Here is a 22,729-nt window from a genome sequence, read left to right on the forward strand (position 1 = left end):
CGTTCGTCAGCGCTTCCGGGCGTCGAGCGCCGCGGCGTAGAGGTCTCGTTTGGGCACGCCCGCACCCTCCGCGACGTCGGCCACCGCCTCCTTGAGCCGCTCGCCGGCGTCGACCCGCGCGAGCACCTGCGGCACGAGCTCGCCGATGGCGACCGGTCCGCGCGGGGGTGCCCCGCCGACGACGACGCAGATCTCCCCGCGCAGCGGCGCGTCGGCGGCGCGGGTCGCGAGCTCGCCGAGGGTCCCGCGCAGCACCTCCTCGTACGTCTTGGTCAGCTCCCGCGCGACGGCGGCTGGCCGGTCCGCGCCGAACGCGTCGGTCATCGCGGCGAGCGACTCCGCGACGCGGTGCGGTGCCTCGAAGAACACGAGCGTGCGCGGCTCGTCGGCGAGAGCCGCCAGGGTGCGCGACCGGTCCCCCGCCTTGCGCGGCAGGAAGCCCTCGAAGCAGAACCGGTCCGTCGGCAGCCCGGACAGCGCGAGCGCGGTGAGCACCGCGCTCGGCCCGGGCGCCGCGGTCACGGGGACGCCGCGCTCGACCGCGCGGGCCACGACGCGGAACCCAGGGTCCGACACGCTCGGCATCCCCGCGTCGGACACGACGAGCACGGTCCCCCCGCCCTCGACGACGTCGAGCAGGTCGTCCGCGCGCTCCGACTCGTTGTGCTCGTGGAAGCTCACGACCCGTCCGCCGACCTGGACGCCGAGGCGGCCCGCGAGCCCGTGCAGGCGGCGCGTGTCCTCCGCCGCCACGACGTCCGCCTCGGCGAGCAGCCGCCGCAGGCGCGGGCTCGCGTCCTCCGCGTTCCCGATGGGCGTGCCCGCGAGCACGAGGTGCCCGGCCTCCCGGGAGGTCGCGGTCCGGTCGGGGGCTCCGGACGCGCCCGGCGCGTCGGGCGCTCGAGGCGCAGGGGTGGCGGAGGACATGGCTCCCAGGGTTCCACACGCGCGTGCCCCTACGATGGCCTGCGTGTCCCCGCCGCCCGCCGATGCGCACCCCGGTCCTCGGCACGCCACCGACGACGGCCGACCCGGTCCGCTGCCCGACGACGAGCCCGGCAGGTCCGGCGACACCGAGTCCGCCGCCATGCCCGTCGTGACGGACGACGACCTGGCCGGCACGCCCGCGGACCCCGCCGTCGACGCTCCCTCCCTGAGCCATCGCGAGCGGCTGCTGCTCGCATTGCTCGGGCCACGCCGTCTGGCCCTCGGCACGACGGCGCACGACCGGCTGTGGGGCTGGCTCGGCGTCGCGATCGTCGCCGTCGTCGCCGCGGTCCTGCGGCTGTGGAACCTCGGCCGTCCGGGCACGCTCGTGTTCGACGAGACCTACTACGTCAAGCAGGCATGGACGCTCCTGCAGGTCGGGTACGAGGCGGACTGGCCCGACGAGCCGAACCCGGCGTTCGAGTCGGGAGACGTGAACTCGTTCCTGCCGACCGCCGACTACGTGGTCCACCCGCCCCTCGGCAAGTGGATGATCGCGCTCGGCATGAAGGCCTTCGGTGGGGCCGAGAACCCCTGGTCGTGGCGGGTCGCGTCGGCGGTCGTCGGCGTGGTCGCCGTCGTCCTCGTCGCGCGGATCGCCCGGCGCCTGTTCGCCTCGACCGCGATGGGGATCGTCGCCGGCTCCCTCATGGCCGTCGACGGCGCGGCGATCGTGCACGCGCGCACGGGCCTGCTCGACAACATGCTCATGCTCTGGGTGCTCGTCGCGTTCGGGTGCCTCCTGCTGGACCGCGAGCAGGCGCGGCGGCGGCTCGCCGAACGGTGCGGCGCGATCCTCGACGCGGGCGGGCGGATCGGTCGCTACGGACCTGGGCTGGGCTGGCGGTGGTGGCGGTTCGCCGCGGCCGTCGCGCTCGGCCTCGCGTGCGGGGTCAAGTGGTCGGGCCTGTACTTCCTCGCGGTGTTCGCGGTCGTCTCCGTGCTGTGGGACGCGACCGCGCGACGCACCGCGGGCGTGGGGCGCTGGTGGGAGGACGCGCTGCTGCGCGACGCGATCCCCGCGGCTCTCGTCATGCTCCCGACGGCGGCCGTGGCCTACCTCGCCGCGTGGACGTCGTGGTTCCGCACCCCGGGCGCGTACATGCGCCAGTGGGCCCTCGAGCACCCCGGCGAGGGCGTCCAGTGGCTCCCGCCGGCACTGCGGTCGCTGTGGGAGTACCACCTCAAGATGTGGGACTTCCACAACGGCCTCGCGTCCGAGCACCCGTACGAGGCGCACCCGCTCGGCTGGATCGTGCAGTGGCGGCCCACGTCGTTCTACTGGCGCTCGTACGACCCCGGCCAGGCCGGCTGCGAGGTCGAGCGGTGCGCGCGCGCCATCACGTCGCTCGGGAACCCGGTGCTGTGGTGGGCGGCCGCGCTGGCCGTCGTCGTCACGGTCTTCCTGCTGTTCCGCCTCAAGGACTGGCGTGCCGTGGCCGTGCTCAGCGGCATCGTCGCGGGGTGGGCCCCGTGGTTCCTCTACGCCGAGCGGACCATCTTCACGTTCTACTCGATCGTCTTCACGCCGTGGGTCGTGCTCACGCTCGTCTACGTGCTGACGGTCGCGCTGGAACGGACGGAGCGCGACGCGGTGGCCCGTTCGCGCGCGCGCGTCGCGATCACGGTCCTGCTCACGACGATCGCGGTGGTGAGCGTGTTCTTCTACCCGGTCTGGACGGGGTGGCAGGTCCCGTACTGGTTCTGGAACATGCACATGTGGCTGCCGAGCTGGATCTGAGTCACTGGTAGCTGACGAAGTCCGGCGTCGGCTGGACCGCCCACGTCTGCTCGGGCGTGAGCATGGGCGTGTCCTCGTCGTAGAAGTTCTTCCAGCCCCAGAAAACCCCCGGCGGGGCGTCGCGGTGCAGGTTGGCCCACGTCGCGGCCTTGGCCTCCTGGCCGCCCTGCCCGTCCGCGTGGACCACGGTGGCGAGCTCGGGATGCGCGGTGTCGAGACGCGCGCGGTCGGTGATCATCGCCGACCGGAACTGGTGCAGCAGGAAGATCTTCTGCGGCAGGGCGCGCTCGCGCACGAGTCCCGCGAGGTAGTCCCCCACCGCGTTCACCTCGTCCACGCCGACCGACCCGATCTGCGCGAGGTGCACCTGGTCGGGGCCCAGGCGCCACTCCGGGTCGAGCGCGACGCCGACGTGCGGCTCGACGACGAGGTCCTCGTAGGCGCGGACCTGCGTGAGGAAGTCCGTGCGCCCGGGCTGGAAGTCGAGCACGACGTACACCCCCGCCTCGCGCGCGGCGTCGACGTAGGGCCTGACGAGGTCCGCGGACCGCTCGTTGGAGTAGTTCCCGTCCGCGCCCGCGCTCCCCGACGCGACCGTGGTGATGATCTCGAGCGTCGGGACGACGGGCTCGGCCGTGAACCCCTGGTACCAGGCCGCGTGCTCCTGGGCGCGCGCGATCGTCGCGGCGACGTCCTGCTCGCCGAGCACGCCGAGCACGGGCGCGCCGGGCGACCCGTAGAGCGCGACGTACCGCTTGCCCGGCAGGGCGAGCTGCCCCGCGCCCGGCAGCTCGACGCCGGTCGCCGCGGTCGTGACGCGCCACGCGAGGTCGTCGGGCGTGCCGAACGACGGCCCGAGGCCGACGGTGCCCGTCGGCCCGCCGCCCGCCGCGGCGTCGTGCACCCCCTGCACGGCAGCAGAGGTCGCACGCGGGTCGCCACCAGGGACGTCGAGCACCGTGGCGCCCGACGCGCGGGCGGTCGCGGCGGCCGGGCCGCTGCCCGGGGTGGCCGCCACGTCGGTGAGGGCCAGCACGTCCGCCGACGTCTCGGGGTCGCCCGCCGCGGGGAGCTCAGCCAGCGCCGCGTCGAGGGCGGCGCCCAGCGCGGCGTCGTCGACCTGGCCGCCGGGTGCGACGGTCGCCGGGTCCACGGATGCGGTGGCCACGCCGTCGGGGACGTCGGTGCCCGACGGCGCGGGTGCGGCCCCGGCTTCCGCGTCGCCGCCCGGCGTGACGACGAGGACTCCCTCGACCGCGAGCCGTCGCAGCTCCTCGGCGAGCTCGGGTCCGGCCGCGGCGTCGCCGGCGACCAGGACGGGTCCGGCGACCCGCTCCGCCGCCGCCTGCGCGACGCCGAGCGCACCGGCGTCGGACGCGGCGTCGGCCGGCACGAGGACGGCGAGCGGGGCCGACTCGAAGAACGTCCGGCTCGCGGCGAGCGCGAGCGCGTCGGGCTCCTGCTCCGGGAGCGTCACCGTGCCCTCCGGCGTCGCGGCGCGCGCCGCGGCCGGGGCGGGTTCGCTCGTCGTCGCCGTCGTCCCCGTCGTGCCGCCGGTGGTGCCCGTCGACGGCTGGGGCGAGCCACCTCCCGTGCACGCGGCGAGCCCCAGAGCGAGCACGGCCGTCACTGCGAGGGCGGCGCGGCGCCGGGTCGGGCGCGCACGGGTGAGGACGGAAGGACGGGACGTCGCGGAGGGCATCGGTCGATGCTCGCAACCCTGCGCGGGGTTCGCGACCTCAGCGGCGGCGACGAGGCGTGACGTCCGCCACCGGGCGCGGCACCGTCACCAGTCGATCTGCGGGGACTCGTGGAAGGCGGTGCCCGCGCGTCGCCACGTCGCGGCCTCGACGGCGACCCGTCGGCGGTAGTCCTCCCAGTCCTTGCGCTCGGGCACGGTCCACGCGACCTCGGCGACGGCGGTGAGCCGGGGCAGGAGCATGGTGAACAGGTCGTCGAGCGTCGGGATCCGCTCCGTCCAGACCGCCGCCTCGACCCCCTCGATCGACTCGACGGGCAGGCCGGGGACGACGTCGTCGGGCTCCCACGCGTAGGAGTCGCGGACCTCGACGAGGCCGGCCCACTCCTGCCCGAGAGGGAAGTCGGCGGTGTACTTCATGTCGAGGTAGACCCGGTTCGCGGGCGACAGGATCACGCGCGCCCCCGCCCGCGCCGCGTCGACGAGGTACGTGAGGTCGGCCGGGTGCGTGTCCCAGTACTGCACGACCGTCCCCGGGCGCAGCGGCGCCTTCGCCGCCTCCTGCCAGGCGACGGGCTTCTTGCCCGCCTCGAGCACGATCCGCTCGCACAGCTCGACGAAGCTCGCGTACTCCGCCGGCTCCATCTTCAGCACCTCGTCCCCACCGAAGTGCACGTGCTCGCCGTCGGTCGCGTGCGCGAGGTCGGTGAACACGTCCCGGAGGAACGACTCCGTCGCGGGCAGGTCGAACGTGAGCCGCGAGAACCCGACCTCGATGCCGGAGTACGCCTCGGTGGGCTCTCCGTCGGGCATGAGCTCGCCGTACACGTGCGTCGCCGCGTTGATGTGGCCGGGCACGTCGATCTCGGGGACGACGCGCACGAACCGCTCGGCCGCGTAGTCCTGCAGCAGGTGGAAGTCGGCGAGCGAGAGGCGGCCGCCCTTCCCCCCGGAGGTGTCGCTCCCCGACGAGAGCTTCGCGAGCTCCGGCCGGGACGGCGTCTCGATGCGCCAGCCCTGGTCGTCGGTGAGGTGGAGGTGCAGCACGTTGAGCTTGTAGGCCGAGGCCGCGTCGATCACGGCCTCGAGCTCCGGGACGCCGAAGAAGTGCCGTGCGACGTCCACGGAGAGCCCGCGCCACGGGTACCGCGGCGCGTCGTGCACGACGACGTGCGGCAGCCGGGCGGTCGTCTCGCCCGCGCCGGGCGCCTCGACGAGCTGGCGCAGCGTGTGCACGGCGTGCAGGAGCCCGGCCGGCTCGGGCGCGGACAACGTCACGCCGTCGGCGGCGACGACGAGGCTGTACCGCTCGGTGCTCGACGAGCCCTCCGGTCCGGCGTTCGCGTCGAGCGCCAGCACGACGGCGGTCGGCGGCAGCGCGCGGTCGGCGACGGCCGGCGACACGGCGGCACCGGCCAGGATCTCGGCGGCCAGCCCGGTCAGCCAGGGCGCCCGTTCGAGCCCGTGCGGGCGGACGTCGAGGGCGTCGACGGGGACGTACCCGTCTCCGGCCAGGACCTGCAGCGGCTGGGGGATGATCGAGACCATCGGGAACCTCGTTGTCGTGGGCTGGGCGCGGCACGGACCGTTCACGAACGCCGGACGCGACGGTGCGGCGGGCGGTGTCGAAACGATTCGGTTTTGCTAGGAGCACACCCTAACCCTGTCCCCCGAGCACGACCAAGCGCCGCCGCCTCTCCCGGGAGGGGCCGGTTCACCCCGCCGCGACGTAGCGCGGGCTCGGGTCGAGCGAGAGCACTCCCTCGACGTCACGGGCCGGGTCGGACGAACCCGTCGTCCATCCCCCCACGACGCCCTCGGGCATGCCGTCGAGGAGCTCCTCCCAGTCGTGCACGCGGGCGGCGTACCCGCCGGGAGCCGTGGACTGCAGCACGACCGCCACCTCGCCGGACCCGAGGTCGAGTCCTGCGACGTCCTGGATCGCGTCCTCGTCGGGGCGCTGCACGACGACGAGCTTCTGCGGGAGAGACTCCGTGCGCACGATCGTCCCGACGGCGCCGATCGCCGCGGTGAGCTCGGTCGACCCGACCGTGCCCGAGCCGGAGCCCTGCGCGGCCCGGCGCGCGTCGACGTCGAGCACCACGCCCACGGACGGCCGCGCGAGGACCTCGGCGTACTCGGCGACCTGCTCGTCGAACGTCGATCTGCCCGGCTCGAACCGCAGCACCACCAGGACGCCGGCGGCCGCGGCGGCGTCCACGAGCGGCAGGAGCTCCTCCGGGGGGACCTCGGTCGAGTAGTCGCGGTCGCTCCCGGCACTCGACGACGCCCGCGTCGCCGGTACCTCGAGGACGGGCACCACGACGCTCGCGGGCGGGTCGTGAGGCACGGCCTGCGCGTACGGCGTCGCGGCGTCCTTCGCCCGCTCGACCGCGTCGGCCACCTCGTCCTCTCCCACGGCGACGAGACCCTGCGTCACGGCGTCCGCACCCACCACGACGTACCGGACGCCGTCGGCCAGGGCGAGCTGTGAGCCGCTCGGGAGCAGCACACCGGCCTCGGCCACCTCCAGCCGCCACGCGAGGTCGTCCGCGGTGCCGAAGCTCTCGCCGATGCCCACGACCGCGAGCGCCTTCGCCGCCGAGATCTCCTCGACCACGTCCGCAGACGCGCGCGGGTCTCCCTGCGGGACCTCGATCGGCACGGCGCCGGCGGCACGGGCGGTCGCCAGGGCTGCGGACTGCGTCCCTCCCGGCTCGCCGAGCGCGCCCGGCTCCGTGAGGACGAGGACCTCGGTGAGGGTGTCGGCCTCGCCCCGCTCCGGGAGCGCGGCGAGGACGTCGTCGAGGTCGTGCGGGTCGAGGCTGCCGGCGGGCGAGAGGGCGTCGACGTCGAGGGGTACCTCCTCGACGCCGTCGACCGTGCCGAGGGATGCGCGGGGCACGGAGACCCCGTCGTCGGCCGGCTCCTGACCGGGCGGCACCTCCTCCTCCCCGACCACGACGACGGCCACGGCCCCGAGGCGGCCCAGCTCGGTGCGCAGCCCCGCGTCGGAGATGCCACCGCCGACGAGCAGCACCGGCGCCGCGAGCTCGACCGCGGCGGCGGCCGCGGTCGCTCGCGCCGCCTCGTCGTCCGCGCGGGCGAGCACGACGACCGGCGCGGTCGAGAAGAAGGTCTGGCTCGCAGTGAGGGCGAGCTCGGCGGGGTCGGTCGAGCCGAGCACGAGCACGCTGTCGCTCGGCTCCGCGGCGCGCGCGACGAGTGCCGCCTCGCCCGACGTCGGCCCGTCGGCCTCCGCGCTCACCGCGGCGCAACCACCCAGGGCCGTGCCGGCGCACAGGGTGGCCACGACGGAGAGCGTGACGGGGACGAATCGGACCTTCCGAAAGTTCACGACCCCATCATCGCGCACGGCGCCCACCCCGCCGACCGGGGGATGTGAGGGACTCGTGACGGTCGGCGCGTTCCCCGCGCGCCGGGACGCGCCGCGGGATGTCGGGACGGCGACGGCCCCGGCCCGGCATACTGGGCGGCGCCCATCCCGACCGCCGAGGAGATCGCATGTCGACCCCCGACCAGCCCGACCAGAACCCGCAGCCCGGCGGGACGCCGTCCGGCCCGCCCGCCTACGGGGCGCCGCAGCCCGGCCAGCCCCAGCAGGAGCCGCAGGCCCCGCAGTACGGCGCACCGCAGGCACCCCAGTACGGCTCCCAGCCGCCCCGGGCCCCTCAGTACGGCGCACCGCAGGCGAGCCCGGTCCCCGGCGGCACCCCGAGCTACGCGGCGCCCGCCCAGGACCCGGGCAAGACCATGGGCATCGTCGGTCTCGTCCTGTCGTTCCTCGGCTGCCTGTCGATCGCCGGTCTGATCGTCAGCATCCTCGCGTACAACAAGTCGAAGAAGGCCGGCTACAAGAACGGCATCGCGCTCGCGGGCATCATCGTCGGTGCCGTCGTGCTCGTGATCTCGGTCATCGTCGGCATCGTCACCGGTGTCGGCCTCGCCGCGCTGGCCGAGAAGTGCTCCGAGCTCGGCCCCGGCACGCACTTCGAGGACGGCGTCACGTACACCTGCTCCTGACCGGTCCGGGTGCCCGGCGCACCCGTACCGCGTCGACGAAGGCCCCCGCCACGGCGGGGGCCTTCGTCGTCCGCCGACCGACGCGGTCGGGCGCGTCAGGTCGTCAGCACGTGCGGGCGTCGTACGCGGCCTCCGCCGTGCGACCGTCGCCCACCCGGACGTCCACCGTCCCGGCGTCGACCTGCGTCGACCGCACCGCGAACGCCACGTACGCCGAGCGCCCGAGGACGACGTCGGCGAAGGTCTTCGACCCGAACCCGGTCGTCACCTCGACGTCGACCGGCTCGGCGGCGTCCGGCTGCACCCGGACCGCGACGTAGGCGGCGCCGGCCAGGCACCGCGCCTCGGCCTCGGCGTCGACCTCGGCGCCCGGCGTGGTGCCGCGGACCTCCAGGTCGAACAGCGAGAGGTACGGGGTCATCGACTTGCCCGTGACCGTGACGCGCACGTGCCGCGCGCTGGTCGGGTCGACGGCGAGGACGTCCGTGCGTGCCCCGGCCGTGAGCCCGGTCCGCGTCACGAGCTCGGTCCACGTCGCGCCGTCGTCGGAGACGTCGACCCGGTAGGCGGTGGCCGACGCCGCCTCCCAGCGCAGCGTGACCTCGTCGAGCGTGCGCTGCTCGCCGAGGTCCACCGCGAGCCACGGCTGGGCGGAGTAGTCGGCGGACCAGCGCGTGCTCGGGTCGCCGTCGACCGCGTGGGCCGGGCCGAAGGTGGTACCTGCCTCGGTCCCCGACGCCGTCGCAATTCCCCCGAGCGCGAGGTCCGGGCGCCCGAGCGCCGACAGTCGCCACGCCCCCAGGCCCTGGTCGGTGGCCGGCACGATGCCGGACAGCCGGACCCAGCGCGCCTCGTCGCCCGGGAGGTCGACACGGTCGGCACCCGGCCCGGCGACGGTGTGCCGTGCCACGCGCGTCCAGGTCGTCCCGTCCTGGGACGTCTCGACGTCGTAGGAGGCCGGGTGCGCCGTCGTCCACTCGACCTCGACGGCTCCGACGCGCTGCGCCTCGCCCAGGTCGACGGTCAGGGTCGCGGGCTCGGTCGAGGACGTCGACCAGCGCGTCGTCGTCTGCCCGTCCGTGAGGTGCCCGGCGCCGTGACCGTCGTCCGCCGACGACGCCGTGACGTCCGCGCCGTGGCTCAGCTCGCCCGGGCGCTCGCCGCCGCGGGTGAAGTCGACGACGTCGATCCCGGGCCCGATGCCGAGCGTGCGGGTGAGCGCGGAGAACCCGGAGAACGACAGGTCAGGGGTGCGCGCCGCCCAGGTCTTCTGCGCCATCGCCGGGAAGGAGAGCTCGACGAGGCCGTGCACGTCCTGCTCCGTGTAGTCGGCGTGCACGAGGTCGTTCCAGACCGCGAACATCGCGCCCTTCGGCGCCCCGGGCTCGACGACGACGTTCCCGGCCACGTGCGGCAGCCAGGTGTCGTAGATCCACTGGTTGTTCAGCCCGTTGCCGTGGTAGTAGTCGGCGAACGGCACGACGTAGTGGGTGCCGTCGTTCGTGTTGATGAACTCGTAGCCGTCGGCGACGGCCGACGCCCCCGAGTACCAGCCGTTGTTCCACGTGTTGACGGTGACGTCGCGGTCGTAGCCGTCGGCGTTCCCGTGCATCTGCGTGAAGCTGCCCCACGAGCGCGGGTGCTTGCCCAGGTCGCGCAGGTGCGCGGCGATCGTGTTGAAGTACTCGCGGAACAGCGCCGGGGACGCGGTGTACTCGTCGACGCCCATGTGCACGTCCGGGCCCTCGAACCACGGCACGAACTCGTCGTAGACGGCCTTCATCGTGGCCGTCGTCTCGGGCTTCGCCAGGTCCAGGTGGTCGGAGTTCCCGCCGTTCAGACCGACCTCGGGCCTCCAGCGGGTCACCGAGCGGGCGTGCGCCGGCCCCTCGATCTCCGGGATGATCTGCACGCCGTGGCCCGCCGCGGCGTCCTCGAACGACTGCCACTCCGCCCGGTCGTACGAGCCGTCCTGCGACGCGAGGCCCGCGAACGCCGGGTCGTCGCTCGCGAGGCGGAAGCCGTCGTAGGCCTTCGACCAGTCGTTGTTCGCAGGGAAGATCTCGTTGTCCATGAGGTGGATCTGGAACTCGTTGAGCTTGAACCAGCCCATCATCGCGATGTAGTCGCGGACGAACTCCTCCGTGAAGAACCGGCGCCCGACGTCGAGCATGAAGCCGCGCGTCTCGTAGTCCGGCCAGTCGATGCTCTCGCCGACCGGCACCGCCGAGCGGGCGTCGTCCTGCACGAGCACCTGCAGGATGCTGCGCGTGCCGTAGTAGACGCCCGTCCGGGTGGGCGCGGTGACGGTCAGGACGTCGGGGTCCACGTCGAGCGCGTACCCCTCCTCCGCGAACCGCTCGCCGCCGGGCTCGTGCTTGAAGGACGGGTCGAGGACGAGGACGACGTCGCCCGCCTCCGCCGTGGCGTCGACCGCGACCTCGACGTCGCGCGCCGTGAGCTCGAGGATTTCGTCGGCGAGCTGGTCCCCCAGCTCGGCGAGGGCCGCGGGCACGACGACGCGCGCACCGTCGTCGAGGCGGAAGTCGCCCGTCCCCCCGGTCCACTCCCGCAGCGAGGGCACCACGAGGGGCGCAGGGTTGGTGGCCTCGTCGGCCTGCGCGGGAGCGGTCGCGCCGACGGACGCGGAGACGGCGAGGCCGACGACGAGCGCCCCGCTCGTGGCGGCGGCCAGCGCTCGGCGCCCGCGGTAGCCGGGATCGCTCGTGGTCTGGTGTGCGGACGCATGATGCATGAAGGACCTCCGTCAGGGCTGGGTGGGAAGACGCCGAGCGTTGCTGGTGAGACGGGGGCGGAGCGCGGGGCGGGCCGTCCGGCAACGGCCGACCCCGCGCTCCTGGTACCCGTGACGGGTACGGCGGCCGGCTACCCGGCCGCGTCGTAGCCGACGGTCTGCGAGGACCTGACGTCCTCGCCGTCGACGGTCTTCGTCGCCGTGACGGTCACCTCGCCCGCCTCGATCGCGGCCTGGCGGGTCGCGAACGACTGGTAGGCGTTGGTGCCCGGTGCGACGCCGGCGAAGGTCTTCTCGCCGTACGGCGTGGTGACCGTGACGTCGACCGGCACGTCCTCGTCGTTGACGACGCGGACCGCGAGGTAGACCTTGCCGGCGAGCGTGCGCGGCTGCGCCTCGGCCGTGAACGCGACCTGCGGCGCGTCGTCGCCGCACTCGAACCTGGCGTCGCCCCACACGCCGTGGGCGCCGTTGATCGAGCCGGGCGCGTCGACCTTGAGGTCGACGTACTGCGCGCCCGTGACGTCGAGGTCGACGGTCTCGGTCGGGAACCCGGCCTGGAACGTCGAGCCCTGGTAGCGGTTCACGTCGTCGACGTCCACCGTGAAGATCACCGACCCGTTGAAGCCGTCCTCCAGGCCGGTGTCCGCGGTGAACCGCGTGCACTGGCCGCCGAGGTAGTACGTGACCTTCGACGCCGCGTGCACGCCCAGGCCCTTCGCGTACGTCTTCTTCAGCTCGGGCGTGGTGTTGATGACGAGCGGCTTGTCGGGGGAGGACGCGGAGTCCTTGTTCGCCACGTCGATGCCGATGACGCCGTACCCGTTCGACGCGGACGTCCACTCCAGGTCGGACGCCCACACGTCGCCCGTGGGGGCGTCGGGCAGGCCGAGGGACACCGGCCGCACGTCGAAGAGCTTGGCGCTCGTCCCGGTCGGGAACGTCACGGACCGCAGCTCCTTGGTGGGGTTGAGCGGCGCGACGTTCGCGTACACCTGGTAGCTGTACGTCGGGTACTCGTAGCCGTCCGGGTTGTTGGCGTTGTTGCGGCCCTTGCTCGCCACCGCGACGTTCGCGTCCTTGAGCGGGCCCGACGCCTGGATGAGCCAGTTGGGGAAGTAGAACGTCTGCTTCGACGTCGTCCCGTCCGCGTACGTGACCGTCACCTCGGGCGTGACGCCCGCGCCCGTGGCCGACGAGCCGAGGAACGCGAGGTGCGTCCCCGTCCCGCTGAGGGCCACGGTCTGCCCGTCGAGCGCCATCGAGTTCGGCACGCCGGGCTCGGAGTCCGGCCAGACGAACTCGATCGTGTCCTCGCCGCGCTGGACGGTCAGCGGCTCGCCCCACGTCGCCCCGGCGGCCGCGAGCGCGTCCTCCGAGAACGAGGCGCCGCCGCCGTCGAAGTTGCCGGCGTCCTTCGTCGCGACCGACGTGATCGAGACGTGGTTGAACGCCGCCGCGAGGCTCCCGTAGGCGACGTCGATCTGGTTCGCGCCCACGATCGAGCGCTCGCCGCCCGCGGCATCGACGTACGTCGCCGTGCCGCCGACGCTCTGCGCGCCCGCCGCCGACCCGGATCCGGGCGAGACGACGAACGTCGCCTCGAGCGAGCCGCCCGGCTCGACCGACGCGGCCGTCGTGCCCTCGGCGCTCACGACGTCCCAGCCCTCCGGGACCGTGGGCGTGATCTCGACGTCGTCCTTCGCCCGGGTACCGGTGTTGTGGAAGGTGACGCGTGCCGTCGTCTCCTCGCCCTGGAACACCTGCTCGTCGAGCGCGACGGACACGTGCGCGCGCTGCGCGTCCGAGTCCTCGCCGCCCACGGCGCTCGTCCCGGCGAGGGTGATCGTCGCCGTCGCATCGGACTCGACGGCGGCGACCTTGACGCGCACGACCCCACCCTGTGCGTCGGCGTCGTAGAACCAGCCGGTCTCGGCGGCCTCGAGCGCCGCGGCGTCCGCGACCTCGTCGAGAGTCGTGCCGTCGACGCTCACCGCGTCGGGGGCCGAGCCGGTGTGGACGTCGAGGGCGTACGGCCGCGCGTCGGCCTTGCCCGCGTACTCCCCCGCGCGCTCGCCGATCGTCACGACGACGTCGCCGGCGTCATGCTCCGGAGCGGTGACGGAGAACACCTGGCGCGACGCGGCGCCGTCGGCGTACGCCCGCGTGACCTCGTCGTCCTCGTAGAGCTCGAAGCTGCTCTCGCCCTGCGGGTAGACGTCGAGCGTGACCGGCGAGTCCTCGGGCACGAGCGACGCGTTGCGCGCGACCTCGCCCTGCGGGACCACGGCGCCGGCGCGGACGAACACGGGGAGCGTGTCGAGCGGCGCGGCGTACCCGTCGACGACGCGACCGCCGTCGTAGAGGGTCCCGGTCCAGTAGTCGACCCACTGGCCCTCGGGCAGGTAGATCCCGTTGCGCACGTCGGAGTCGGTGAAGACCGGCGCGACGAGGAAGTCCTCGCCGAGCAGGAACTCGGTGTTGGCCTCGGCGCCGTACGCGTATGGGTCGTCGGGGTGCTCGAGCGCGAGCGAGCGCATCATCGGGGTGCCCGACGTGTGCGACTCGGCGGCCAGCGTGTAGATGTACGGCAGGAGCCGCTGGCGCAGCTGGAGGTACTTCCGGTTGATCTCGGTGGCCTCCTCGCCGTACAGCCACGGGCGCTTGTCGACCGACGCCCAGCCGCTCATCGAGTACAGCGCGGGCGCGAACGCCTTCCACTGCAGGTCGCGCACGTAGGACTCGGCGGACCCGCCGAAGATGCCGTCGACGTCACCGGTCGTGAACGCCTGGCCCGAGTTGCCCGAGCTGAGCAGCGCGGGGACCTGCCAGCGGACCGCGTCGAGGTTGCCCGAGTGGTCGCCCGTCCACTGCATGCCGCAGCGCTGGGACCCGGCCCATCCCTCGACCATGAGCGCCGTGCCGCGCGCGTCGGAGTTCGCCTCGATGCCGTCGTGCGCGGCCTCGCAGCCCGTGAGGGCCATGCGGTAGCCGGAGCCCACCCACGCGACGTCGAGCTTGCGCATCCGGATGCCGGCCTCGCCCACCTCGTACGCCTGGTTGGTCAGCGAGCGCTCGGTCCACAGGCCGGTCTTGATCCCCGTCTCGGCCTCGATCTGGGCGACGGTCTCGGGGAGCTCGACGTACTCGCAGCCGTAGCCGTCGTTGACGAGCATCCAGCCGCCCGGCATGTCGTGCTCGACGAAGTCGCGCGCGATCTCGAGCGCGTCCGGCGTGCGGAGCTTGCCGGGGACGTTCCACGAGTTGGGGTTGCGCGCCTTGTACGTCTCCGACGAGCGGTTGTAGCAGTCCGCGTCGCCGTACTCGAGCGCGTAGACCGGCGGCATGTGCGGGCGGCCCGTGAGCTGGGTGTAGCCGTCGAGCGCCTGCTTGTAGTCGCCGACGAAGTAGTAGGCGTCGAAGCGTCGCTCCTCGTGCGTCGTCGTGGCGTCCTGCGTGAACGCGTACGAGCCGCGCGCGAACGTGTTGCGCAGGACGCCGTAGCCCGCGCTCGTCATGTAGTACGGCACCGCGTTGGGCGAGCCGTCGTCGTCCCAGTCGTACGAGCGCGCGACGTTGATCGTCGCGCCCGTGTGGATCGAGCGGCCGTTCTGCATGCCGCCGCCGAGGAACTGCTCGCCCTCGCGCGGCACGAGGTGCTGCGTCGCGCTGTTCGACCCGAACGTGATCGGCGCCGACTCCTCCCACACGACCGAGCCGTCCGCGCGCGTGAGCGTCATGCGGCTCGTCGTGCGGTCGACCGTGAGCGTCACGGCGTCCGTCGCGAGCGTGATGGTGTCGCCGTCCTGGACGGTCGGGGCCGTCCCGGGGAACTCCTCCGCGCCGACGACGATGTTCGCCGTCCGGGCCGGGTCGCCCTGCGGCGTGTTCGCCGGGTCGGTGAACGCGCCGGTCGGGTCCGCCTCGACGCGGAGCGTCGCGTCGTCGAGGAACGTCACGCGCGCGGCACCGTTCGCGGCGCGCAGCGTGACGACGTTCCCGTCCTGCTCGACGGCGGTGATCGCCCCGATCGGCGTGCCCTCCGCCGCGACCGGGACCTCCGGCGTGACGGGCTTCGGCGTGATGGGGGTGGGGCCGTCGACCGCGGCTGCGGTGGTCTCCGCCTCCGTCGCCGGGGCGGCGCCCGCGGGGACGGCGACGAGCCCGGTGGCCACGAGCGCGACGGCGGCGAGCGTGGCCGCCGCGGCCCGGGGGTGCAGTCCGCGAGCGCGGCTCGCGGGGTGTCGCTGACGTACTGGCTTCATGGAGCTCCCTCGCCCGGGCGGCTCAGCGCGCAGTGTGTCGGCGCTGAACGACCGTTGGTCAGTGATCCGGCAGAGTCTGCGTGATTCTGCGCGATTCGTCGTTGAATCACGCACCAAGCATCACCGATCCCCGTGCGCGGCGCAAGACCCACTTTCCGGCCCGCCGCGGTCACGACGTGCGCGTCTACACCGGGCGGTCGTACGTCACGATGTTCGACGAGGTCGGCGCACGCGGTGTCCCGTGCGACGCCGCGCCCGACTTCGACGAGCGCGACCTCGCCGCCACGTTCCCGCGGCTGCGTGGCACTCGCCGTTCCTCGTCGTCGGGCACCTCACCGACGCCCGGACCGACCCTGCGACGGGCATGCCGCCGCTCCCCGCCTGGTGGGAAGACGTCGTGCACGCGGACGAGGAGGTGCTGGTCGTCGTCGGCCTCGGGCACCGGAGCGACCCGCTTCCCGGGCCCGTGCCCGCCAACGCGCGCGTCGCGCCGCTGGTCCCGTACCGACGGCTCCTCCCGCGCACGTCCGTGATGGTCACGAACGGCGGCTTCGGCGGCGTCCTCCAGGCGCTGCGGCACGACGTACCGCTCGTGGTCGCCGGCGGAGACCTCGACAAGCCGGAGATCGCGGCCCGCATCGGCTGGCACGGCGCGGGCGTGAACCTGCGAGGACCGCCTGCGGTAGCCGCGCGGTCACGCGGCGCGGAGCACCTCGAGGAGCCGCACCACCTCGTCGCGCATCGCGTCGCGACCCGCGCCGAGGTACTTGCGGGGGTCGACGACGGCCGGGTTCGCGTCGAGGTAGGCGCGGAGCGCGGTCGTCAGGGTGTTGTTGAGGTGGGTCGAGACGTTGATCTTCGTCATGCCCGTCTCGACGGCGCGCGTGAGGTCCGCGTCGGCCACGCCCGACGACCCGTGCAGCACGAGCGGGACGGGCACGGCGGCGCGCAGCTCGGCGATGCGGGCGAAGTCGAGAGCCGCCGTCCGGTCGGTCATGGCGTGCGAGGACCCGACGGCGACGGCCAGCGCGTCGACCCCCGTCGCCTCGACGAACGCGACGGCCTCCGCGGGGTCGGTCCGCACGCCCGGCGCGTGGACGCCGTCCTTGCCGCCGACCTTCCCCAGCTCGGCCTCGACGAACACGCCGACGGCGCGCGCCTGGTCGACGACCGCGGCCGTCGCGGCGACGTTGGCGTCGTAGTCGAGCGCCGAGCCGTCGTACATGACGGACGTGAACCCGAGCCCGATCGCCTCGGTCACGAGCTCGCGGTCCTCGGCGTGGTCGAGGTGCACGACGACCGGCACCTCGGCCGCGCGCGCGATCGCGAGCGTTGCGGCGGCGAGCGGCTCGAGCGCGCCGTGCCACCGGGCCGCGTTCTGGCTGATCTGCAGCACGACGCCGCAGCCGACGCGCGTGGCGGCGGCGACGAACGCCTCCGCGTGCTCGACCTGGATGACGTTGAACGCGCCGACGCCGCGGCCCTCCGCGCGGGCGGGGTCGAGCAGGCGGTCGGTGGTGACGAGGGGCATTCAGTCCTCCGGATCGGTGACGACGTGGGTGAGCAGGCGGTCGACGTCGGCGCGGTCGACCGCGCCCGCGACGGGCTGCAGCACGGCCGCGGCGGACGTCGCCGCGGCGAGCGCGAGGCGTCGCGCCCAGGGCAGGGCGGGGTCGACGGCGAGCGCGGCCATCGCCGCGTCGCCCGCCCCCGTGGGGTTCCCGGCCACGGGCGCGGCCAGGCGGGCGCGGCCTACGAGCACCGGATCACCGGCCGGCCCGGCCTCGTACGCGGCAAGCCCACGCTCGCCGTCGGTCACGACGACGGACCGGGCCCCGCGCCGGACCAGCTCGGCGATGGCGAGCGCCGGGTCGGCGAACCCGGTCGCCTCGGCGAGCTCGGACCGGTTCGGCTTGAGAAGGTCCGCACCCGCGTCGGCGGCCCACAGCAGGCCCGGCCCGGACACGTCGACGTGGACCCTCGCGCCCGCGGTGCGCAGCGCGGTGACGAGCTCGACCATGCGGTCGCGCATCGTCCCCGGGGGCAGCGAGCCGGACACCGTCGCGACGACGGCCGGCCCGACGGCGCCCACCACCGCGGCCACGAGCGCGTCCCACTCCACGTCGGCGAGCGCCGTGCCGGGCTCGTTGAGGACCGTGGGGTGACCGTCGTCCTCCGGCCCGGGCTCGGCGGGCACCACGGCGACGGACTGGCGCACGGCACCGGCGACCGGCACGACGACGGACTCCTGGCCGTCGGCCTCGAGGTCCGCCGCGAACGGCGCGGCGAGCGGACCACCGAGCGGGCACACCGCGACGCTCGACGCACCGAGGGCCCGCGCGACGCGCGCGACGTTGACCCCCTTGCCGCCCGCACGCGCCACGACGCTCCGGACCCGCAGCGACTCGCCCGGCACGAGCCGGTCGACGCCGTAGGTGACGTCCCACGCGGGGTTCGGCGTGAGCGCGACGACGTGCGCCGGTCGGGCGGTCACGGGCCGACCCCGTCGGCCGTGACGAGCGTGCGGGGCACCGGCGCCGCCTGCGCGGTCGCCGCTGCGTGGAGCCGGGCCGCGTGCTGCCGCGGCACGTCGAGGCCGGCGGCGCGCGCCGCGTCCCACCCGAGGAGCGCGGCACCGTGGACGCCGGCGGCCGAGCCGAGCTCGGCCGCGACGAGGCGCGGCGCCGGGTGGATGGTGAGGTAGGAGCGGACGGCGGCGTCGAGCGGGCGCAGCAGCGCGTCGCCTGCCCGCACGAGGCCGCCCCCCACGACGACCACGGGGAGTGCGAGGGCGCGTGTCAGCTCGGCGACCAGCTCGCCCAGCCGGTCGACGCCGCGCTCCCAGACGCCGCGCGCGACGTCGTCCCCCGCCTGCGCGCGCGCGAGCACCTCGCGCGCGCCGGGCACCGCGTCCGCCGACGCGCCCGTCAGGCGCCGGTAGGCGCGCGCCATGCCCGCGGCCGACGCGAACGTCTCCGCGCACCCGCGCCCGCCGCACGGGCACCGCTCGCCGTCGCGTGCCCCGCCGTGCCCGATCTCGCCGGCCCAGCCGTGCGCGGCGTACGGCTCGCCGCGCAGCACGATCGCCGCCGCGATGCCCGTGCCGACGGAGACGTAGGCGTGGTTTGGCGCGCCCCGGCCTGCGCCGAGACGGGACTCCGCGATGCCGCCCGTACGCACGTCGTGCCCGAACCCGACGGGCAGGCCCGTCGCGTCCTCGACGAGCGCGCGCACGGGCAGGTCTACCCAGTCGAGGTTCTCGGCGCTCACGACGACGCCCCGCTCCTCGTCCACCGTGCCCGGCACCGCGAGCCCGACGGCCGCCACGGGGCGCCCGTCGGGGACCCGTTCGCGCACCGACGCGATCGCTCCGAGCACGGCGGCGAACGACGCCTCGGGACCGTCGCTCGCGCGCGTGGGCGACACCTGCTCGAGGAGCACGCCGTCGGCGTCGATCAGCGCGGCCTTGACGTCCGTGCCGCCGACGTCGAGCGCGACCACCACGGGCCGTGCGGCGGCCGTGCTCGTGCTCACGACGCCGGGGAGTCGAGGATGATCGAGCGCGTGAGGTGGCGCGGCGCGTCCGGGTCGAGGCCCTTGCGCTCGGCGTTCGCGACGGCGAGGCGCTGCAGGCGCACGAGCGTGACCTGCGGGTCCTCGTCGAACCGCACGGCGAGCGCGCCCGTGCGCTCCACGTCCTCGACCAGGCCGGGAACCTCCTCCCCCAGGAGGTACACGACGCTCGTGCTGTCCGAGATGCTGATCGGCCCGTGGCGGTAGTCCATCGCCGGGTAGGACTCGGCCCACGCGAGCGACGCCTCGCGCATCTTCAGCGCCGCCTCGTTCGCGAGGCCGACCGAGAACCCGCGCCCGAGGAACGTGAACTGCGTGCGGTCGAGGTGCTCGGCCGGGACCTCCCACGTCACGGCTTCCTCGGCCGCCGCGGCGAGCTTCTCGACGTCGTCGCCTAGCGACGCGCGCAGGAGGCTCAGGGCCGCCGTCGCGAACCGCGTCTGCACGACCGACCGCTCGTCGGCGAACTCCATGACGACCACGTCGTCCGCGGCCGTCGCCCCCGGCGAGGTGGGGTCGCCCACGATCGCGAGCGTGCGCTGCTCGCCGCGCAGCTCCTCGAGGAGCTGGAGGACCTCGGTCGTCGTGCCCGACCGGGTGATCGCCACCACGCGGTCGTAGCGGCGTCCGAACGGGTACTCGCTGCCCGCGAACGCGTCGGTCTCGCCGAGCCCGAGCGCCTCGCGCCGGGCGGCGTAGGCCTGCGCCACGAACCACGAGGTCCCGCACCCCACGACGGCGACACGCTCCCCCGGCTGCGGGAGGACGTCCGCGCTCCGTGCGGCGAGCTCGGCCGCCGCGCGCCACACCTCCGGCTGGCTGGCGATCTCGGCGCTCACGTGGGATGTGCTCATGGTGCTGCGTACCTTTCTGCGAAGGAGCGGCCGGCGTGGTGCCGGTCGCGAGGTGGCGGTCGCTACACGACGACGACCTCGACGCCCGCCTCGCGGAGGGGGTCGAGGGCGCCGTCGGTCGCGCCGCTGTCGGTGACGAGGGTGCTGACCTGCGAGATCTCGCAGATCTGGGCGAAGGAACGGGTGCCGACCTTGTCCGAGGTGCCGACGGCGACGACGGAGCGCGAGCGCTCGACGAGCGCGGTCGTCACGCCCGCCTCGTCCGGGTCGCCGCACGTCAGGCCCGCGGCGGCGTCGATGCCGAGCATCCCGAGGACGAGGACGTCGAGCCACAGCGTGCGGGCCATCTGGATCGCGGCCGGTCCCGTGAGCTCGTAGGACTGGGCGCGCGCCGTCCCCCCGAGGCACACGGTGCGCACCTGCGGGCGCAGGACGAGCTCGGTCGCGATGTTCAGGGCGCTCGTCACGACGGTGAGGGCGTGCCCGCTCTGCTGGAGCGCGTCCTCCGACGTCTCCTCGGTCTGCTCCCCGAGCGCCTTGGCGACGAGCGTCGTCGTCGTGCCGCCGTTGAGGCCGACGACGGGCGCGGTGTACCGCTCGAGGACGAGCGCGGCCGCCGCCGCGGCGACGCGCTGCTTGTCGTCGACCTGCTTGCTGTACCGGCGCGGCAGCCCGTACGCGATCGACGCCGCGACGACGCCGCCGTGCGTGCGGTGCGCGAGCTGGCGTGCGGCCATCTGGTCGAAGTCGCGGCGCACCGTCGACTCCGAGATGCCGAACTCGTCCGCGACCTCCGTGACGGAGAGCCGGCGACGGTCGGCGAGGAGCGCGAGCATGCGCTCCCAGCGGACGGACTTGCCCAGCCCGGCGAGGCCCGCCGGGTCGACGTTGAGGTCGTCGTTGGTCGTGGTCATTTGATGCTCCCTGCGGTCAGGCCTCCGACGAGGCGCTTCTCGATGATCGCAAAGAGGATGATGACGGGGACGATCGCCACGATGGAGACGCCGAACACGTACTGCCACGCGGAGTCGTACTGCCCGATGAACTTCGTCAGAGCGACCGACAGCGGCTGGTTCCCGGCCGTCGACAGGATGACGAGAGAAGCGGCGAACTCGTTCCACGCGGCGACGAACGTGAAGATGATCGCCGTGACGATGCCGGGCCACACGAGCGGCAGGTTGATGCGGAACAGCACCGCCCAGCGGCCCGCGCCGTCGATCTGCGCGGCCTCGTCCACCTCCTTCGGCACGCTCGCGAAGAAGCTGTGCATGATCCAGACCGCGAACGCCAGGTTGAACGCGGCGTTGACGAGGATCATCGCGAGCCACGTGTCGACGATGCCGAACGCGAGGAACTGCCGGAACAGGCCGGCGACGAGCACGGCCGGCTGGAGCATCTGCGTCACGAGGACGAGGAAGAGGAACGCGAGCCGCCCGGGGAACCGGAACCGTGCGGTGTAGTACGCCGCCGGCACGGAGACCAGGAGCACGAGCACCGTCGCGAACACCGAGATGACGATCGTCGAGACGAGGTTCTGCGGGAGCGGCGTCTCCGGCGTCGACCACATGGTCAGGTAGTTGTCGAAGTGCCACTCGTTCGGCAGGTACGTCGGCGGGATCTGCAGGATCTCGGGCCGGCTCTTGAGCGAGCCGAAGAGCATGATGCCGTAGGGGGCGAGGAACAGGAGCGCGACGACGATGCCCGCGATCACGCGCCCGGTCACCGATCCGCCCGCACCGGGGCCGCCCGTGCGGTACCTCGAGGCCTTGCGGAGCGGCTGCTGCGTCGTGGCGCTCACTCGTCCACTCCCTTCATCGGCTTGACCATGCGCATGTAGGCGACGATCACGAGGATGACGATCGCGAAGTTCACGACCGACAGCGCCGACGCGAGGTCGACCCGGCGGTCGGACTGGATGAGCTTGAAGATCAGCGTCGTCGTCGTGTCGGCGTCGTAGCCCGGGATGGAGCCGGTCATGATGCGCAGGATCGGCAGCGAGTTGAAGACGTTGATGATGTTGATGAGCGCCGCCACGGACAGCGCAGGCTTGAGCTGCGGCAGGATCACCGAGAAGTAGGTCCGCGACGGCGAGGCACCGTCCATGCGTGCGGCCTCGAGGACGTCGTGCGGCACGGCCTGCAGCCCCGCGAGGATCGTGTACGTCGTGAAGGGCAGCGAGACGAACACGGCGACGAGGATCGCGACGACGAACGCCGACGTCGCGTTCTTCGTGAAGCCGTAGTCCGCGACGTCGAGGATCCCGACGTCGGCGAGGAACTGGTTGATGATGCCGTAGTTCGGCTGGAGGCCGTAGTAGACGACGGTCGTCGTCATGACGACGCTCGCGGCCCACGGCACGATCACCGCGAGCCGGACGATCTGGCGGCCGGGGAACTGCTTGTCCAGGAAGTTCGCGAGGGCGAGCGAGATGACGACCGTGAGCCCCACGACGACCACGACCCACACGACCGTGTTGAGCAGGACCCGCGGCAGGGCCTCGATCGAGAAGACGTCCGCGTAGTTCTCGAGACCCACGCTCCCCCGGTCCACGCCGGCCTGCGAGATCTCGCGCGTCGAGTTGAAGATCATGACGCCCGCGGGGAACAGCACGATCAGGACGATGAGAGCGATGCTCGGCCCGACCCACGGGAGGGCGGCGAGCGTCCCGCGCCACGTGCGGCGCGAGCGGTCGTCCGCGCCGGGCGGCGCGGCGTGGTGGTCCGACGGCGGCGCGGGGCTCGCGGTCGTGGCACCGGCCTGGGTGCCGGTCGTTTCGGTGGTCATCGTGGTGGTCCTCAGGGTGCCGGGGTG

Annotated in this window: 15 protein-coding genes and 1 pseudogene; 3 read left to right on the forward strand and 13 right to left on the reverse strand. The window is 73.9% G+C overall.

All coding sequences use genetic code 11. The features are described from left to right. Window positions 1–6: 6 nt before the first annotated feature. Window positions 7–927 carry a 16S rRNA (cytidine(1402)-2'-O)-methyltransferase gene (gene rsmI / locus ACMXGY_RS16280; protein ID WP_483774026.1) on the reverse strand — a complete coding sequence of 307 codons (921 nt, stop codon included), beginning with the start codon at window positions 925–927 and terminating at the stop codon, window positions 7–9. A gap of 34 nt (window positions 928–961) precedes the next feature. Here rsmI and ACMXGY_RS16285 point away from each other — a divergent pair, with 34 nt between their 5' ends. Continuing rightward, window positions 962–2,728: a dolichyl-phosphate-mannose--protein mannosyltransferase gene (locus ACMXGY_RS16285; RefSeq protein ID WP_483774027.1), complete on the forward strand. Its 1,767-nt coding sequence runs from the start codon at window positions 962–964 to the stop codon at window positions 2,726–2,728. A gap of 1 nt (window position 2,729) precedes the next feature. Here the strand turns inward: ACMXGY_RS16285 and ACMXGY_RS16290 are convergent, their stop codons facing one another. From ACMXGY_RS16290 to ACMXGY_RS16300, 3 genes are all read right to left on the reverse strand, one after another. Continuing rightward, window positions 2,730–4,430, reverse strand: coding sequence for a hypothetical protein (locus tag ACMXGY_RS16290; protein WP_483774028.1), 1,701 nt, complete (start codon window positions 4,428–4,430; stop codon window positions 2,730–2,732). Window positions 4,431–4,514: 84 nt separating this feature from the next. Then, entirely contained in the window at window positions 4,515–5,975 is a 1,461-nt protein-coding gene (locus tag ACMXGY_RS16295) for a family 20 glycosylhydrolase (RefSeq protein ID WP_483774029.1), read from the reverse strand. Window positions 5,976–6,141: 166 nt separating this feature from the next. Continuing rightward, the gene (locus ACMXGY_RS16300) at window positions 6,142–7,785 is read right to left on the reverse strand and encodes a hypothetical protein (protein WP_483774030.1); all 1,644 of its coding nucleotides are present in this window, start codon (window positions 7,783–7,785) and stop codon (window positions 6,142–6,144) included. A 167-nt stretch (window positions 7,786–7,952) separates the two neighbouring features. On the opposite strand from ACMXGY_RS16300, the gene ACMXGY_RS16305 reads away from it, so the two are divergent. Continuing rightward, the gene (locus ACMXGY_RS16305; protein ID WP_483774031.1) at window positions 7,953–8,471 is read left to right on the forward strand and encodes a DUF4190 domain-containing protein; all 519 of its coding nucleotides are present in this window, start codon (window positions 7,953–7,955) and stop codon (window positions 8,469–8,471) included. A gap of 103 nt (window positions 8,472–8,574) precedes the next feature. Here ACMXGY_RS16305 and ACMXGY_RS16310 read toward each other — a convergent pair whose 3' ends face one another. After that, entirely contained in the window at window positions 8,575–11,226 is a 2,652-nt protein-coding gene (locus ACMXGY_RS16310; protein ID WP_483774032.1) for a discoidin domain-containing protein, read from the reverse strand. A 131-nt stretch (window positions 11,227–11,357) separates the two neighbouring features. Further along, a complete protein-coding gene (locus ACMXGY_RS16315) occupies window positions 11,358–15,491 on the reverse strand; it encodes an NPCBM/NEW2 domain-containing protein (protein WP_483774033.1) in 4,134 nt (1,377 codons plus the stop codon). Between the two features lie 364 nt (window positions 15,492–15,855). Between ACMXGY_RS16315 and ACMXGY_RS16320 the strand changes: the two are divergent. Then, window positions 15,856–16,134, forward strand: a pseudogene (locus ACMXGY_RS16320) (glycosyltransferase); the annotation flags it as partial. 51 nt (window positions 16,135–16,185) lie between these two features. Here the strand turns inward: ACMXGY_RS16320 and ACMXGY_RS16325 are convergent. The 7 genes from ACMXGY_RS16325 to ACMXGY_RS16355 form a co-directional block, all read right to left on the reverse strand. Beyond that, on the reverse strand, window positions 16,186–17,022 hold the full coding sequence (locus ACMXGY_RS16325) for a class II fructose-bisphosphate aldolase (protein ID WP_483774034.1): 837 nt from the start codon (window positions 17,020–17,022) through the stop codon (window positions 16,186–16,188). Beyond that, complete coding sequence (locus ACMXGY_RS16330) at window positions 17,023–17,985, reverse strand: 1-phosphofructokinase family hexose kinase (RefSeq protein ID WP_483774035.1); 963 nt, start codon at window positions 17,983–17,985, stop codon at window positions 17,023–17,025. Continuing rightward, a complete protein-coding gene (locus tag ACMXGY_RS16335) occupies window positions 17,982–19,025 on the reverse strand; it encodes an ROK family protein (RefSeq protein ID WP_483774036.1) in 1,044 nt (347 codons plus the stop codon). Before ACMXGY_RS16335 ends, ACMXGY_RS16330 begins: the two co-directional genes overlap by 4 nt. Next, window positions 19,022–19,918, reverse strand: a complete 897-nt coding sequence (locus tag ACMXGY_RS16340; RefSeq protein ID WP_483774037.1) for an SIS domain-containing protein — start codon at window positions 19,916–19,918, stop codon at window positions 19,022–19,024. Before ACMXGY_RS16340 ends, ACMXGY_RS16335 begins: the two co-directional genes overlap by 4 nt. Window positions 19,919–19,980: 62 nt before the next feature. After that, on the reverse strand, window positions 19,981–20,832 hold the full coding sequence (locus tag ACMXGY_RS16345) for a DeoR/GlpR family DNA-binding transcription regulator (protein WP_483774038.1): 852 nt from the start codon (window positions 20,830–20,832) through the stop codon (window positions 19,981–19,983). Beyond that, complete coding sequence (locus ACMXGY_RS16350) at window positions 20,829–21,716, reverse strand: carbohydrate ABC transporter permease (protein WP_483774039.1); 888 nt, start codon at window positions 21,714–21,716, stop codon at window positions 20,829–20,831. Before ACMXGY_RS16350 ends, ACMXGY_RS16345 begins: the two co-directional genes overlap by 4 nt. Continuing rightward, the gene (locus ACMXGY_RS16355; protein ID WP_483774040.1) at window positions 21,713–22,702 is read right to left on the reverse strand and encodes a carbohydrate ABC transporter permease; all 990 of its coding nucleotides are present in this window, start codon (window positions 22,700–22,702) and stop codon (window positions 21,713–21,715) included. Before ACMXGY_RS16355 ends, ACMXGY_RS16350 begins: the two co-directional genes overlap by 4 nt. Window positions 22,703–22,729: the final 27 nt, after the last annotated feature.

Source organism: Cellulosimicrobium sp. G4 BAM 1002 (assembly GCF_057126935.1).